General features: G+C 67.2%; 15 protein-coding genes. 8 read left to right on the top strand and 7 right to left on the bottom strand.

All coding sequences use genetic code 11. The features are described from left to right. Positions 1–12: 12 nt before the first annotated feature. Both EV650_RS00815 and EV650_RS00810 read right to left on the bottom strand, forming a co-directional pair. Positions 13–1,440, bottom strand: a complete 1,428-nt coding sequence (locus EV650_RS00815; protein WP_134114310.1) for a DUF7125 family protein — start codon at positions 1,438–1,440, stop codon at positions 13–15. Next, complete coding sequence (locus EV650_RS00810; RefSeq protein WP_166677973.1) at positions 1,437–2,102, bottom strand: response regulator; 666 nt, start codon at positions 2,100–2,102, stop codon at positions 1,437–1,439. The genes EV650_RS00815 and EV650_RS00810 overlap by 4 nt, the downstream gene beginning before the upstream one ends. 286 nt (positions 2,103–2,388) lie before the next feature. Between EV650_RS00810 and EV650_RS00805 the strand changes: the two genes are divergently transcribed. Genes EV650_RS00805 through EV650_RS00795 form a run of 3 tightly spaced genes read left to right on the top strand, consistent with a single transcriptional unit; the run spans position 2,389 to position 4,231 of the window. Then, positions 2,389–2,820, top strand: coding sequence for a hypothetical protein (locus EV650_RS00805; RefSeq protein ID WP_238173950.1), 432 nt, complete (start codon positions 2,389–2,391; stop codon positions 2,818–2,820). A 5-nt stretch (positions 2,821–2,825) separates the two neighbouring features. Then, on the top strand, positions 2,826–3,785 hold the full coding sequence (locus EV650_RS00800) for a PrsW family intramembrane metalloprotease (RefSeq protein ID WP_202874284.1): 960 nt from the start codon (positions 2,826–2,828) through the stop codon (positions 3,783–3,785). Then, on the top strand, positions 3,782–4,231 hold the full coding sequence (locus EV650_RS00795) for a DUF1931 family protein (RefSeq protein ID WP_134114304.1): 450 nt from the start codon (positions 3,782–3,784) through the stop codon (positions 4,229–4,231). Before EV650_RS00800 ends, EV650_RS00795 begins: the two co-directional genes overlap by 4 nt. On the opposite strand, the gene EV650_RS00790 is transcribed toward EV650_RS00795, so the two are convergent. Continuing rightward, positions 4,228–4,728, bottom strand: coding sequence for a MarR family winged helix-turn-helix transcriptional regulator (locus EV650_RS00790; RefSeq protein ID WP_134114302.1), 501 nt, complete (start codon positions 4,726–4,728; stop codon positions 4,228–4,230). The genes EV650_RS00795 and EV650_RS00790 overlap by 4 nt on opposite strands. A gap of 49 nt (positions 4,729–4,777) precedes the next feature. On the opposite strand from EV650_RS00790, the gene EV650_RS00785 reads away from it, so the two are divergent. After that, positions 4,778–5,158 carry a hypothetical protein gene (locus tag EV650_RS00785; protein WP_134114300.1) on the top strand — a complete coding sequence of 127 codons (381 nt, stop codon included), beginning with the start codon at positions 4,778–4,780 and terminating at the stop codon, positions 5,156–5,158. A 137-nt stretch (positions 5,159–5,295) separates the two neighbouring features. On the opposite strand, the gene EV650_RS00780 is transcribed toward EV650_RS00785, so the two are convergent. Beyond that, positions 5,296–6,498 (bottom strand): acyl-CoA dehydrogenase family protein, encoded by a 1,203-nt coding sequence (locus EV650_RS00780; protein WP_134114298.1) that lies wholly within the window; start codon positions 6,496–6,498, stop codon positions 5,296–5,298. Then, a complete protein-coding gene (locus EV650_RS00775) occupies positions 6,498–7,802 on the bottom strand; it encodes an acyl-CoA dehydrogenase family protein (RefSeq protein WP_134114296.1) in 1,305 nt (434 codons plus the stop codon). The genes EV650_RS00780 and EV650_RS00775 overlap by 1 nt, the downstream gene beginning before the upstream one ends. Before the next feature lie 82 nt (positions 7,803–7,884). On the opposite strand from EV650_RS00775, the gene EV650_RS00770 reads away from it, so the two are divergent. The 4 genes from EV650_RS00770 to EV650_RS00755 are packed head-to-tail and all read left to right on the top strand — an operon-like array spanning position 7,885 to position 11,979. Then, positions 7,885–8,868: a LacI family DNA-binding transcriptional regulator gene (locus tag EV650_RS00770; protein WP_134114294.1), complete on the top strand. Its 984-nt coding sequence runs from the start codon at positions 7,885–7,887 to the stop codon at positions 8,866–8,868. Between the two features lie 57 nt (positions 8,869–8,925). Then, positions 8,926–9,933: an alcohol dehydrogenase catalytic domain-containing protein gene (locus tag EV650_RS00765; RefSeq protein ID WP_134114292.1), complete on the top strand. Its 1,008-nt coding sequence runs from the start codon at positions 8,926–8,928 to the stop codon at positions 9,931–9,933. After that, positions 9,930–10,895, top strand: coding sequence for a Gfo/Idh/MocA family protein (locus tag EV650_RS00760; RefSeq protein ID WP_134114290.1), 966 nt, complete (start codon positions 9,930–9,932; stop codon positions 10,893–10,895). Before EV650_RS00765 ends, EV650_RS00760 begins: the two co-directional genes overlap by 4 nt. Positions 10,896–10,914: 19 nt before the next feature. Then, positions 10,915–11,979 (top strand): class I SAM-dependent methyltransferase, encoded by a 1,065-nt coding sequence (locus EV650_RS00755; RefSeq protein WP_134114288.1) that lies wholly within the window; start codon positions 10,915–10,917, stop codon positions 11,977–11,979. Here EV650_RS00755 and EV650_RS00750 read toward each other — a convergent pair. Both EV650_RS00750 and EV650_RS00745 read right to left on the bottom strand, forming a co-directional pair. Then, positions 11,969–13,201: an RNA polymerase sigma factor gene (locus EV650_RS00750; protein ID WP_134114286.1), complete on the bottom strand. Its 1,233-nt coding sequence runs from the start codon at positions 13,199–13,201 to the stop codon at positions 11,969–11,971. The two genes, EV650_RS00755 and EV650_RS00750, sit on opposite strands and share 11 nt — an antisense overlap. A 120-nt stretch (positions 13,202–13,321) precedes the next feature. Next, positions 13,322–13,729: a TIGR03668 family PPOX class F420-dependent oxidoreductase gene (locus EV650_RS00745; protein ID WP_134114284.1), complete on the bottom strand. Its 408-nt coding sequence runs from the start codon at positions 13,727–13,729 to the stop codon at positions 13,322–13,324. Positions 13,730–13,807 lie beyond the last annotated feature (78 nt).

Genomic DNA, 13,807 nt, shown 5'->3' with positions numbered 1-13,807 from the left:
TGCCGAAGGCAACTACACCTTCCCGGCACTCTGGCCAGCCCCAAAGTCCCTCAGTGGCTCGCGCGCCTCGGACGTGGGAACGAGAGCGATCCCATCGGCGGCGATCCGGAACTCCCGCACCCTCGACTCGTGGTCGGTGGCCCGTGTCTTCAGCACTGTGAGCGTGCGCGCCATCGCCCCGGCGTCATCTCTGTACTGCAGCAGTACGACGTTGTCGGACAGGTGCGACGCCGCGACGTCCGAGAGTCTGGACGCCCCGAACAGCTCCGGGAGCTCGTACGTCATCATCAGGCTGATTCCATGCCGCGAGGATCTGTGCAGCAGCGAGTAGAGGTACTCCCTGAAACGCGTCTCATCCGGTGCCGCGGCCTGCAGGTCCGCGAGGCTGTCCAGGAGCACCCTGCGGGCTCCGGTGGTCTCCATCGTGTCCAGGAGCTCGTAAACCCACTGGTCGACATTGAGGTCGACGGGGCTGCGGTACATGAGTGTCAGGTTGTCGGACTTCACGGACCAGCCGAACTGCGACGCCGTACGCTCCAGCTGCGACGGATGCTCCTGCATCGTCGCGATGATCGCGCGTTCGCCATGGTTGACCGCATAAAAGGCGAAGTGCAGTCCCATCACCGTCTTCCCGATACCGGTCGGTCCCGCCACCAGCGTCGACGAACCCGACCAGTAGCCGTCCTCCATCATGTCGTCGAGGGCCTGGATGCCGGACGGAACGCGCTCACCGCGCAGTTCGTAGTCTCTCGGATCCGCGGGGTCGGCGAGCCGGGGATAGACAGTGATGCCTTCCTCCGACAGGCGGTAGGAATGTGTGCCGGCCAGGAAGCCGCCACCCCGAAGCTTGTGTACCTGGAGAGCCCGGGAGCTGCGTTCAGCGGAATGGACGCTTTTCAGCGCGATGATCGCATCGGCCACAGCGAACTCGGGAGAGCGCTGAATCTCGTCCTCCTGGTACTCCCCCACCCACATCGAGGTCGCCGGAAAGGCGCTCAGCATGCCGGCGAGATCGTGCAGGAACGGGCGAAAGCCACCGCTCCGCCCGGCGTAGGGATGCATCGCCTTGAAGCTGTCGATCACGATCATCGCCGGCCGTCTGACCCGGACGAGCTCGCGCACGCGGACGAGAACTCCCTGCAGGCCCTGGTCACGGAGAGTTCCGCCGAGGTCCTCGTACCAGACACTCCGCCCGACCGCCTTCGGGTCGAAGAACGACAGCGTCTGACCGTAGCGGAGAAGCTTCTCCAGTGGCTCGGAGACGGTGGAAAGGTACAAGGCCGGCCGCTCAGGGGTCGCGTTGGCGAACACCCACTGCTGCGCGATGATCGTCTTGCCGGCGCCAGGTGCGCCCATCACCAAGATGATCGCGTTCCGTGGCAGTCCGCCGCCCAGAACGACATCGAGCGGATCCGATCCAGACGTCATCCGGTCGTTCATGGGCCGGATTCCACAGCGGAGCTCGAGCGCAGATAGGCGCTCTGCCCCAGCAGGTCCCGGACCACCGACACCAGTCGCAGCGGCTCGAGTGGTTTCTTCAGAAACGCGGCGGCGCCGGCTTCCAGCGCCTCGTCGCGGAGATCGAGCGTGGAGATCGCCAGCACCGGAACATCGAACTGCCGTCGCAACTGGGCGCAGAGCCGCAGACCCTGCGCGCCCGAGATCATCAGATCGATCAGGACGAGATCCGGAGTCCTCCGTACGGCTTCGGCCACGGCCTGCTCGGCCGTCGAGATGACCGTGACGCCGTACCCTTCGGTCCGCAGGAAGTAGTCGGAGAAGTCGGCGGCGAAGGGATCCTGCTCGGCCAGCAGGATGAGCAAACCGCTGCCGTCGGGGATCTTCACAGACTCCAGCGGTACGCCGCTGGCCAAGCGGCCCTGCAGCAGCCGGTAGGCGTCGCCGACCGACATTCCGTCCGACAACCGATCGCCGACGAAGCGCAGTTGCTCTACCTGCAGCCGCGAGTACAGGCGGTGTCCGCCCGGACTCCGCTCGGGCACCACGACGCCGTACCGTTCCTCCCAGGTCCGAATCGTCGCCGCCGGGATACCGAGCATCCGCGCGAGGGCCCCGATGCTGTAGACCGCCTGATCAGGCATAGCAAGAACGCATCTCCTGGTCTGTACCACACGCGTTCTCGCGGCGAACAACCGCCGGGCAGGCTCCTCGTGGCTGCACCCATATCTGGAGCGTCTCATAGCTAGCACGGACAGCTAGGACATCGTTGCCAGGTTACCCCATCTCCCGTAGACCAATCCGCCGGTCAACGAAAGGAGCGAGGGCGACGGACTACAAGCTTCCGGGATGACGACGCCAGACCCGTGGGCAAGACTCGCAACCGCACGCCTGCCTGAAGTGAGCCACTGAGCAATGGAAAGGCGAACCGTGAATCTGCAACTGAAGGCCTGGCAGGTGCCATTGCGAGTCAGCACCGGCGCCTTCATCCTCAATTCCGGTCTGGCCAAGTTCCGCGCCGACGAGGCGGCAGCCAAGCAGGCCCACGGATTCGCGGTCGGCGCCTATCCCTTCCTCCGACGGCTCGATCCCGGTTTGTTCGTGGGATCCTTGTCGGCCGGTGAGATTGCCCTCGGCACCGCACTCCTGGTCCCAGTGGTGCCGGCCGCTCTCGTCGGCGCGGCCCTGACCGCGTTCTCCGGCACCCTCCTCGGTCTGTACTTGCGTACCCCGGGTCTGCGGCAGGAAGGCAGCCTGCGCCCGACTGATCAGGGCGTGCCGATCGCGAAGGACGCCTGGCTCCTCGCAATCGGACTCGCCTTCGTCGTGGACGACGTCCGCGATCGGTTGCGCGGGAGGTGAACCAGGTGTCCGCGGGTACTCCGTTTGTCCGACTGCCTGACAATCCCCACGGCGCGGGATCGGCACACCGGCGAGACACTCAGTGGGTACGGATCTTTCTGGCCGGCTTCGTCCTGTGGCTCACCAGCCTCATCGTCACGCTGCTGACAGGCAACGCCAACCTGGTACCGACGCTGATCCTGCTCGGCAGTTTCCTCGTCCCCGTGACCTTCGTCGCCTGGGCGTTCGAAAGGTGGCGGGACACCCACGTCACCGCCGAGCTCATCGTCAAAGCCTTTGTGATCGGTGGACTGTTGGGTGTGCTCGCAGCATCCTTGTTGGAGACCTATCTGCTGCAGCCCTCCCCTTGGTTGTTCCTCGGCGTCGGCCTGATCGAGGAGGCCGCCAAACTCGGCGCTCTCGTCTTCGTCACCCGCCACCTCGCACAGCGTCATGGGCGCGACGGGTTTGTGCTGGGTGCCGCGGTCGGCTTCGGTTTCGCGGCGTTCGAATCGGCCGGATACGCATTCAACGCGTTGCTGACCGTCAAAGGCCTGTCGTTGACCGCTCTCGTCGAGACGGAGCTGCTGCGGAGCATGCTGGCGCCGTTCGGGCATGGGCTCTGGACGGCGGTCCTCGGAGGAGTGTTGTTCCGGGAGGCACGCGCAGGGCGATTCCGCTTCAATCGGGCGGTTCTGCTCATGTACCTGTGGGTCTCGGTGCTGCACGCCTTGTGGGACTCCAGCCACAGCATCGCGCTCGCACTCACGTTCGTGCTCACCGGTACGTCGTGGCAGTACCGGCTCCTCTCGATGGGGTATCTGCCGACGCCCACCTCTGAGCAGGTGCACGTGTTCACGCTGCTGTCCATCGGTCTCCTGGCCGTGGTGGCGTTGGTGGGCCTCGCCACCCTCAGAGTCAGCTGGCGAAGAACACCGCCCGAGAAGGCGCATGCGACAGCACTGCACAAAGAGGAGACGGCATGACGGTCATGGCTGTACACAGGTTCGAGCGCTTCTTCCGCGCCGCGGCGGGTCTGGACGTCGACAAAGATGACCTCAAGCGCTACAGCGACTTCGTCGGCGACAAGCTCCACGATCTCCTGATGATCGGCCAGGGCACGGCGAAAGCGAACGGCCGGGACATCCTCCAACTGCGCGACCTGCCTATCACCATGGGATTGCAGCAGAGCATGCACGAGTTCCGCGAGCTCGACGAGGAGATCGAGCTTCAGCCGATCCTGGCCCAGCTGACGACGTGGCCACCGCTCGGCGTGACCGTCGGCGAGGACACCGAATCCCGCCTGCCCGAGGTGGTAGGAGGGCTGAGCGTCGCACTCGCCCGGACGATCAAGGTCATCGACCCCGACGTCAAGAATCCACAGACAGCGCACTGGGAACAGGCGTTCCACATCTTCCGGCTGCTGCTCTAGGTCTGGCCGTCGACCGCTCGTCCACGGCGGCCGCCAGAGCTTCGACCATCCGTGGCCGCCGCGATGACTCTGGTCAGCCTGCCGTGCAGGTCCATGAGTTCGTCGACGTCCATGCCGAGGCGCTCGACGATGGCCGGCGGCACCTCCAGGGCCTGGTCCCGAAGTGCTCGGCCTTCGTCGGTCAGAACGACAGCCAGCGAGCGCTCGTCTGCCGCCGAGCGGTCGCGACGCAGGAGGCCGGCGGCTTCGAGGCGCTTCAGCAACGGCGAGAGCGTCGCCGGCTCCAGCTGCAGCATTCCGGACAGATCCTTCACCGAAACCGGCTCGAACTCCCACAGTGCCAACATGACCAGGTACTGCGGATGCGTCAGGCCCATCGGCTCGAGAACCGGCCGGTACAGCGCGATGACGGTCCGCGCGGCCACCGCCAGGGCGAAGCAAACCTGCTGCTCGAGCGCCAGCACGTTGTCGGCCGGCGTGATCTTCGTCGCTGCCATGCCACCAGCGTACCAATCATATGTAGACTAATTGTTAGTACACTAAGGATTGGACACGACAGTGATGATGGAGCAGGCGCAGAACACCGAACCACAGGAGCCGGCTCCAGAACGGCCGCGACCCGCCGAGCGGCGGATGGCACGACGTCGGCGCACTCCGCGCCCGATGAACATCGAGACCGTCCAGCGCTGGGTTGTGTCCGCGGTCGTGTTCCACGTCGGTACGGTTCCCGCTGTCACGTTGGCCGTCTACAGCATCGGAGTCGCGGCCACCGATTTCGGACGCGGCGTCGGCCTGTGGTTCATGTCCGGCGTGATCGGCATCCTCACCGCCGCAGGCATCCTCGCGATCCACCGCCGCAAACCGCTCTCCCCGTGGCTCCTCCTCGGCATCCTCCCGGCCGTCGTCACCGCCTTCTACATCTTCTGACCACTACTTCGCCGGCATTACGCTCGCGGACGGGGTCAACCTCAAGGAGCTTTCCGAGTACCTCGGTCACCACGATCCGGGGTTCACGCTGCAGATGTACACGCACATGCTGCCGTCGTCATACGACCGTGCGCGGGCTACTTCAGTTCGGCGGAGGTCTTTCCGAGTAGGCGGCGGGCGACGATTAGTTGTTGGATCTGTTGGGTGCCTTCGAAGATGTCGAGGATTTTGCTGTCTCTCGACCACTTTTCCAGGAGGTGGTGTTCGGAGTAGCCGAGAGAGCTGGTTAGTTCTACGCAGCGGAGGGTTACGTCGTTGGCGGTGCGGCCGGCTTTGGCTTTGGCCATGGACGCTTGGAGGGAGTTGGGCTGGCCGTTGTCGGCCATCCAGGCGGCCTGCAGGGTGAGGAGGTAGGCGGCCTCCCAGTCGGCTTCCATCGACAGGTACGTCGCGGCCGCGGCGGGCTGCAGATGGACGGGTCGGTCGTAGTCGAGCTGTACGCCGGCCACGGCCAACAGATCCCGGGTGAGCTCGAGGGACGCGCGGGCGCAGCCGACCGCCATCGCGGCGACCAGTGGCCGAGTGTTGTCAAAGGTCTGCATGACACCAGCGAAACCCTTGTCGATGTCGGCCGAGCCGAGCAGGTTCTCGCGCGGGACCCGGCAGTTCTCGAACCGGATGGTCGCGGTGTCAGACGCGCGGATGCCGAGCTTGTGCTCGAGCCGTTCGACCGTCATCCCTGGCGTGTCCTTCATGACCACGAAGGACTTGATCGCGGCCCGGCCGAGTGACTTGTCCAGCGTCGCCCACACGACCACGGCGTCGCAGCGTCCGCCGGCGGTGACGAAGATCTTCTCGCCGTCCAGCACGTAGTCGTTGCCGTCGAGCCGGGCAGTCGTCCGGATGTTCGCCGAGTCCGATCCACAGTCCGGTTCGGTGATCGCCATCGCGGCCCAGACTCCGTCGAACCGCCGCAACTGTTCGTCCGATGCCACCGATGCGATCGCCGAGTTGCCGAGGCCCTGCCGCGGCATCGACAGCAACAGTCCGACGTCACCCCAGCACATCTCCATGATCGACAGCACCGACGACAGGTTCGACCCGTTGACGACACCGTCCTCCCCAGCCGCAGTACGCCGTACGCCGGAAGCGCCCGCGCCCGAACCGGTGCCTGAGGCACCTAACCCGTCGACCATCGCGGCCAGCATGTCCAACTCGACCGGGTACTCGTGCTCGGCCAGGTCGTAGCGGCGCGAGTTCGGCCGCAGCATCTCCGCCGCGACCTGGTGCGCCTGGTTGACGAAGGCCCGGAACTTGCGAGGGGTTTCTAGGTTGATCATCAGACCAGCACCGCACCTTCCATCACGCCGATGGCTCGCAGGTCGCGGTACCACCGCTCCACCGGATGTTCCTTCACGAACCCGTGCCCGCCGAGCAGTTGTACGCCGTCCGTCCCGATCTGCATGCCCTTCTCGGTGCACAACCGTCGCGCCAACGCCGCCTCCCGCGCGAACGAAAGCCCTTGCGACGCACGCGATCCGGCCCGGTACGTGACCAGCTTCATGCCCTCGAGCTCGATCCCGATGTTCGCCACCATGAACGCCACCGACTGCCGGTGACTGATCGGTTCGCCGAACGCCTCACGCGAGTTCACGTACGGCGTCACATAGTCGAGCACCGCCCGCGCCGTACCGAGCGCCAACGCGCACCACCCCAGACGGGACAGCCGCACGCACTCGGCGTAGTCCTCGAGCGACCCCAACTGCACCGCGGGTACGTCGGTCAGGATCACCCGGCTCAGCGAGGCAGCCCGCAACCCCATCGACGGCTCGGCCTCGATCGTCACGCCCGGGTGGTCCGCCTCGACCACGAACAAGGCCGGCCCGGCGTCCGTCTGCGCCCCGATCACGAACAGCTCCGCCTCGGCACCGCGCGGTACCAGCGACTTCACGCCGTTCAGCAATCCACCGGTCCAGCGGGTCCGGAGGTCAAACGGATCGAACAGCACCCGCGGCTCGACCAGCGCCAGCGCGGCGGCAGGCACTGTCGAGCCAGTAAAGGAAGGCAGGTACGTCGCCTGCTGCGTCTCGTCACCCCACAGCGAGATCGCCGTACTCACCGCCGAGGGCGCCAGACACGCGACCGCCTGGCCCATATCGCCGTAGGCGAGCGCCTCCGCGACCAGTACGCCGGTCATCGCCGACCGCTCGGTCACGATGCCGCCGAGCTCCTCCGGAACCTCGATCAGGCTCAGCCCGAGGTCCGCCGACGACTCCAACACCTTGGCCTCCGTCGCACAGGCCGAATCCGCGGCTGAAGCAGCAGGACGCAGTACGTCGGCCGCGAACGACCGGACCACGTCGACCATCATCTGCTGGTCCTCGGTCGGCGTCAGATCGAACCGCCCGGTCCCGCGGGCCGCCGGAAGACGGGACGGTGACGCGGGCCTCGAGACGGCTGTGAACCGCCGAGAGAGTGCTCCGGCCGTCCGGAATCCGGTCTTGGTCGCCTCGAACACCGCGCGCTCGGCCGGCTTCCGCAGCCCGAACCGGTCGATCGTCCGCGACCGCGCCAGCTTGTTGAGCAGGGCAACGCCGACCCCGATCGCGTCCCGGCGCCCGCGGGTCCTCTCCTGAAGGCTCATGCCGCAACTGTAAACCGAAGTTACAACCCAGGTCACGTCTAGCCTTGATAACCTGACGCAAACCAGGCCCGAAGGAGCGGTAGTGGCGGTCAGCATGTCCGACGTGGCCCGCCACGCAGGCGTGTCCCAGCGCACCGTCTCGAACGTGGTGAACGACTACGTCCACGTCTCCCCCGCCACCCGCGCCCGCGTCCAGGCCAGCCTCGACGCCCTCGGCTACCGCCCGAACACGGCCGCCCGCCGGCTCCGCACCGGCCGCACCGGGACCGTCACGCTCGCCGTCCCGACCTTCCAGGAGCGGTACTTCGCCGACCTCGCCGAGTCGGTCATCGCAGCAGCCCGAGCCCGCGGTACGACGGTCCTCGTCGAAACCACCGGCGGCCGCCACGACCTCGAACTGGAGCTACTCCGCGGCGGCGGCGAGGTCCTCACCGACGGCGTGATCATGAGCGCGGTCGCCCTCAGCCGGTCGGATCAGCGCGGCAAGCATCCGGTGGTTCTGGTCGGCGACCGCGAGCCCGGCAGCACGATCGACCACGTCGGCATCAAGAACCGCGAGGCGGCGCAGGCCGCAGTCACCCATCTGCTCGACACCGGTCGGCGACGGATCCTCCTGCTCGGCGCGAACAACGGCCCGAGACGCTCGTACCAACTCCGCCGTCAGGGCTACCAGGCCGCGCTCAAGAAGCACGGCCTCGACGTCGACCCGGCGCTGATCGTCGAGAGCGAGTGGACCACCGCGGCGGCCGCGGACGCGATCACCCGGACCTTCGCCGACCTGCAACCCGACGGCATCTTCGCGATGAACGACTCCGCGGCGCTCGGCGCCCTCCGAGCGCTGCAGCGCGGCAACGTCGACGTACCCGGCGATGTCTCCGTGATCGGTTTCGACGACATCATCGAGTCGAGTTTGTCGACCCCGAGTCTGAGCACGATCGCCCCGCTGCTCGACGACATCGCGAGCACCGCGCTCGATCTGCTCGAGGAGCAGCTCGACGAGGATCACGTCCCGCAGCACCGGATGGCCGGCTACGAACTCCGCGTCCGGGAGAGCTCGGCCCGCTGAACGCACACTCGACAACCCCTTGTGCGCAGGATTTGCTACGTAGTAAATTCCACCAGCATGACGCGTACCGCCCTCGCTCCCAGGTTCACCGGCGCCGGAAACATCGAGTTCGCGGACCACGAGTACCCGGACCCCGGCCCCGGCCAGCTCCTCCTCGCCGTCCAGGCCAACGCCCTCTGCGGCACCGACCGAGGCCAGTACTACGACGGCTCGGACGTCGTACCCGGACATGAAGCCGCCGGCACCGTGCTGCAGGCCGGCGAAGGCGCCAGCACGCCCGTCGGCAGCCGCGGGGCCGTCTTCCTGATGGACTTCTGCGGCGAGTGCCGCAGCTGCAAGTTGAACGCGACCAACCAGTGCCTGGCCAAGCGCGCCGACATGGGCTTCACCAACGACGGCGGCTACGGCCCGTACGAGCTGGTGCACGAGTCGAACTTCTTCCCGATCACCGACGACATCGAGATCGGCAACGCCACGATGCTGCTCGACGTGATGGGCACCAGCAGCCACGCCCTCGGTCGCGCGGCCCTGGTCCGGCAGGACGTCGAGAGCGTCTACATCGCCGGCGCCGGCCCGATCGGCCTCGGCCTGACCGTGATGAGCAAACTCAAGTTCGGCGCCGACGTCCCGGTCTACATCTCCGACTTCTCCCGCTGGCGGCTCGATTTCGCCGAGTCCTTCGGCGCGATCCCGCTGCTCGCCGACGATCTCAAGGCCGCTGGTAGCCCCGACCTCGCATTCGATGCCTCCGGCAAGGAATCCGCCCGCCGCGCCGCGCTCGACCTGATCAGCCAGCGCGGTGTCCTGATCTGCGTCGGCCACGGCGAGTCCATCACCATCGATGTGTCCAGCGACCTCATCGCCCCCGAGCACGCGATCCTCGGCAGCGAGTACTTCCGGTACGACGAGATGCCCGGCAACCTCGCCGTGCTCGCGGAGCATCAGGACCTCATCTCCCGGGTGATCAGCCACCGCTTCCCGGTCAGCGAGATCGGCGAGGCGTTCCGCCTGTTCATGACCGGCGAGACCGGCAAGGTCGTCATCACCCAGGAAGGCGCTGCATGAGGGTCGCTGTGGTTGGTGCCGGCGGCTGGGGCGAGCACCACGCCCGCATCTTCTCCCGTCGCGAGGACACCGAGCTCTGCGGCATCTTCGGTCGTACGCCGGACCGCACGCGGGCGCGGGCCGAGAAGTACGGCACGACGCCGTACACCGATCTCGACGAGCTGCTGGACAAAGAGCAGCCCGAGCTCGTCACGGTCTGCCTGCCGAACGAGGACCACTACGACATCACGCTGAAGCTCGTGCGTACCGGCGTACCGCTGCTGGTCGAGAAGCCGCTCGTGTTCGACCTCACCGAGGCCGACTCCCTGCTCACCGAGGCCGGCGATCAGTTCTTCGCGATCAACTTCAACCATCGGTACGCCGAACCTGTGCAGCGCGCGAAGGCCCTGATCGACGCCGGTGAACTCGGCGAGCTCGTCTTCGCGACCTGGCGATTCGGTGGCGAGGCCAACCGCGGCAACTCACCGCACGCGAACCTGATCGAGACCCAGTGCCACGGCTTCGACATGCTCGAACATCTGGTCGGACCGATCGCGAGCGTCGCCGCGCAGATGACGGACAAGACGTACGGCGCCTTCAGCACGGTCGCGCTCGCCCTCGGGTTCGAGAACCGCGCGGTCGGCACGATGCTCGGCAGCTACGACTCGTCGTACGCCTATCCCGACACCCAGCGCATCGAGATCAACGGCACCGAGGGCCGACTGGTCATCCACGACACCGTCCGTGCGCTGACGTTCTCGAAGGCCGGCGATCCGGTCGAGCAGCGCTGGCACTCGACGTACTTCGACGACGAGTCCCGCAACTTCGCCGGCACCTTCGACCGCCACGTCGACGCCCTGCTGACCGCGCTCCGCGCCGGCGAACAGCCCCCCGTCCACGCCCGCGCCGGCCGCCGAGCCCTCGAACTCGCCCACGCCGCCATCCAGTCGAATGAGACCGGACGCCGGGTCAGCACGTCCTGACGTCAGTACGATCCACTCCATGGACCGGACCAACGCACTTGTCGAGCGGATCTTCCGGAACGCCGGGGCCGCGCTCGAGATCTACTCCATCTATCTCGGCGAGCGCCTGGGGCTGTACCGAGCGCTCGCCGACAAGGGCGCGGCCACCTCGGTCGAGTTGGCCGAACGCACCGGCACCAACGAGCGGTACATCCGCGAGTGGCTCGAGCACCACGCCGCCAGCGGTCTCGTCGACGTCGACGACGTCACGGCGGCTCCGACCGAACGGCGCTACACGCTGCCGCCCGAACACGTCCCGGTGCTGGCCGACGAGGAGAACGTCGACTACCACGGCTACCAGGGCGTCGAGCTCGCCCGGGCGGCCCGGATGCTCCCGGATCTGGTCGAGGCGTTCCGCACCGGCGACGCCCCGCCACACCAGCCGTGGGAGCCCGAGGGACGAGCCGAGTTCAACCGGCCGACGTACCTGAACCTGTTGGGCAAGGAGTGGCTGCCCGCCATCCCCGAGCTCGACGCGCGCCTCCGCGCCGACCCTCCGGCTCGAGTGGCCGACTTCGCCTGCGGCACCGGCTGGTCCTCCATCGCGATGGCCCAGTCCTACCCGAACATCACCGTCCAGGGCGTGGACCTCGACGAGGACGCCATCGCCGCGGCAACCGGTCACGCCCGGGAAACAGGGCTGGCCGATCGGGTGAGTTTCGCGGTCGCGAACGCATCCGACCAGTCCCGGAGCGGCCAGTTCGACCTGGTCACGATCCTCGAGGCCATGCACGACATCCCCCGCCCGGTCGACGCCCTGCGCAGTGCACGAGACATGCTCGCGGACGGCGGCTCGGTGCTGATCGTCGACGAACTCGTCGAGGACCAGTTCATCGCCCCCGCCCCCGAGCTGGAGCGCTACCACTACGGCTGGAGCCTGATGTCCTGCCTGCCCGAAGCGATGGGCGACCCGGAGTCGGCCGCGACCGGCGCGCTGATGCGCCCGGACACCCTCCGCCGCTACGCCACCGAGGCCGGGTTCAGCCAGACGCAGGTACTGGCGTTCCGTACGTCGATGTTCGCCTTCTACCGCCTCATCCCGTGATCGCGTCGGCCTTGGCCTGTAGGTAGCGCTGCTCGGGGAGGCTCGTCGTACGGCGGGCTGCGGCCAGATAGTGGTCGTGGGCTTTGGTCAGCTCGCCGGCGCGCTCGTAGAGGTGCGCTCGTACGGCGTCCAGCCGGTGGGTCTCGGTGATGTTCTTGTCGTCCTCGAGCGTCGCGAGCAGGTCGAGGCCTGCCTGCGGGCCCTCGACCTGCGAGAGCGCGATCGCGCGGTTGAGGGTGACCATCGGGTTCGGGGCGAGCTTCTCCAGCAGCAGGTACAGCGAGACGATCTGCGGCCAGTCGGTGTCGTCCGCGGTCGGCGCCTCTGCATGGACTGCGGCGATCGCAGCCTGCAACTGGTACGGCCCGACCGTCCCTTGCTGCAGCGTGTGGAAGATCAGCTCCGCGCCTTCGGTGATCTGCGCACCGTCCCACCGTGTGCGGTCCTGCTCGTCGATCGGGATCAGGCCGCCGTCCGCGGTCGTGCGCGCCGCGCGGCGGGAGTCGGTCAGCAACATCAACGCCAGCAGGCCCGCGGTCTCACCATCGTCCGGCAACGAGGACCGCAGCATCCGCGCCAGCCGGATCGCCTCGGCGGTCAGCTCGACCCGCTGCAAGGACTCCCCCGAGCTTGCCGTGTAGCCCTCGTTGAAGATCAGGTACAGCACTTGCAGTACGACGCGCAGTCGTTCGGCCCGCTCGGGTTCCGGTGGCATCGCGAACCGGCTGCCCGCGGCCTTGATGCTCTTCTTCGCCCGGCTGATCCGCGGCGCCATCGTTGCCTCCGGCACCATAAACGCCCGGGCGATCTCCGCCGTCGTCAAACCACCGACCGCCCGCAGCGTCAGCGCGACCTGCGAAGCCGGCGTGACCGCCGGATGACAGCACAGGAACAGCAACGTCAACGTGTCATCAGCATCCGGCGCCTCGTCGACATCCGCGCCCGGGGCAACCAACTCCTCCGGACCGGCCATCGCCGCGACACTGTCCTCACGCCGTCGCCGCGCGCTCTCACTCCGGAAGGCGTCGGTCAACCGCCGCGTCGCAACGGTGATCAACCACCCCCGCGGATTCGCCGGCACACCATCCACCGGCCACTGCTGAGCCGCCGCCAGCAACGCCTCCTGTACGGCGTCCTCACACAAATCAAACTGCCCATGCCGCCGAGCCAAAAACCCCAACACCTGCGGCGCAAGCTCCCGTAACAGCCCCTCCACATTCACCCCGCCGAGCCTACGCGGCCTGCAGCTCGACAGTACGTATACGTCCACTAAGCCCGATCGGCCGCTCCGCTGAGCCTCGGCGTACCCGGGGCGAGCGGACACCTCCTGTCGAGCTGCACATCAGCTGAACGACCAGCCCGACCACCCGTCAACCCGGATCGCAATCACCGGCCCACGCGGCGGGTCGGCGTCGTACTGCGGGTACTTCGCCACCAGCAGCTCAACCGCAGCCGGATGCTCGTCCAGCACGCGCGCCACCCCGTCGAGTCGGACCCACCACAGATGCGTCCAATCCTCGTCGTACTCGTCCACCAGCACCGCGACCTGCGGATGAGCCTCGATGTTCCGTAGCCGCTTCAACGCGGTCGTCGACTTCGGCTTCTGGTCGATCGCGATGAACAACTCATCCCCGTGCACCGCATAAGTCACCGGTACGACGTGCGGCCGCAAGTCAGCCCCAACCGTAACCAGCCGCCCCACCCGCCCCGCCGCCACCCGCCCCCGACACGTCGCCTCATCCAGTCGCACCCCTCAACCCTAACCACGCTCATCTCCACCCCACCCACATTTGCCTGGTCCACCCACGAATTTGCCTGGTCCACCCAC

The organism is Kribbella kalugense, from assembly GCF_004365875.1.
Classification (GTDB): domain Bacteria; phylum Actinomycetota; class Actinomycetes; order Propionibacteriales; family Kribbellaceae; genus Kribbella; species Kribbella kalugense.
Note: the sequence above shows the minus strand (reverse complement) of the source record. Positions and strands in the feature narration are given on the sequence as shown.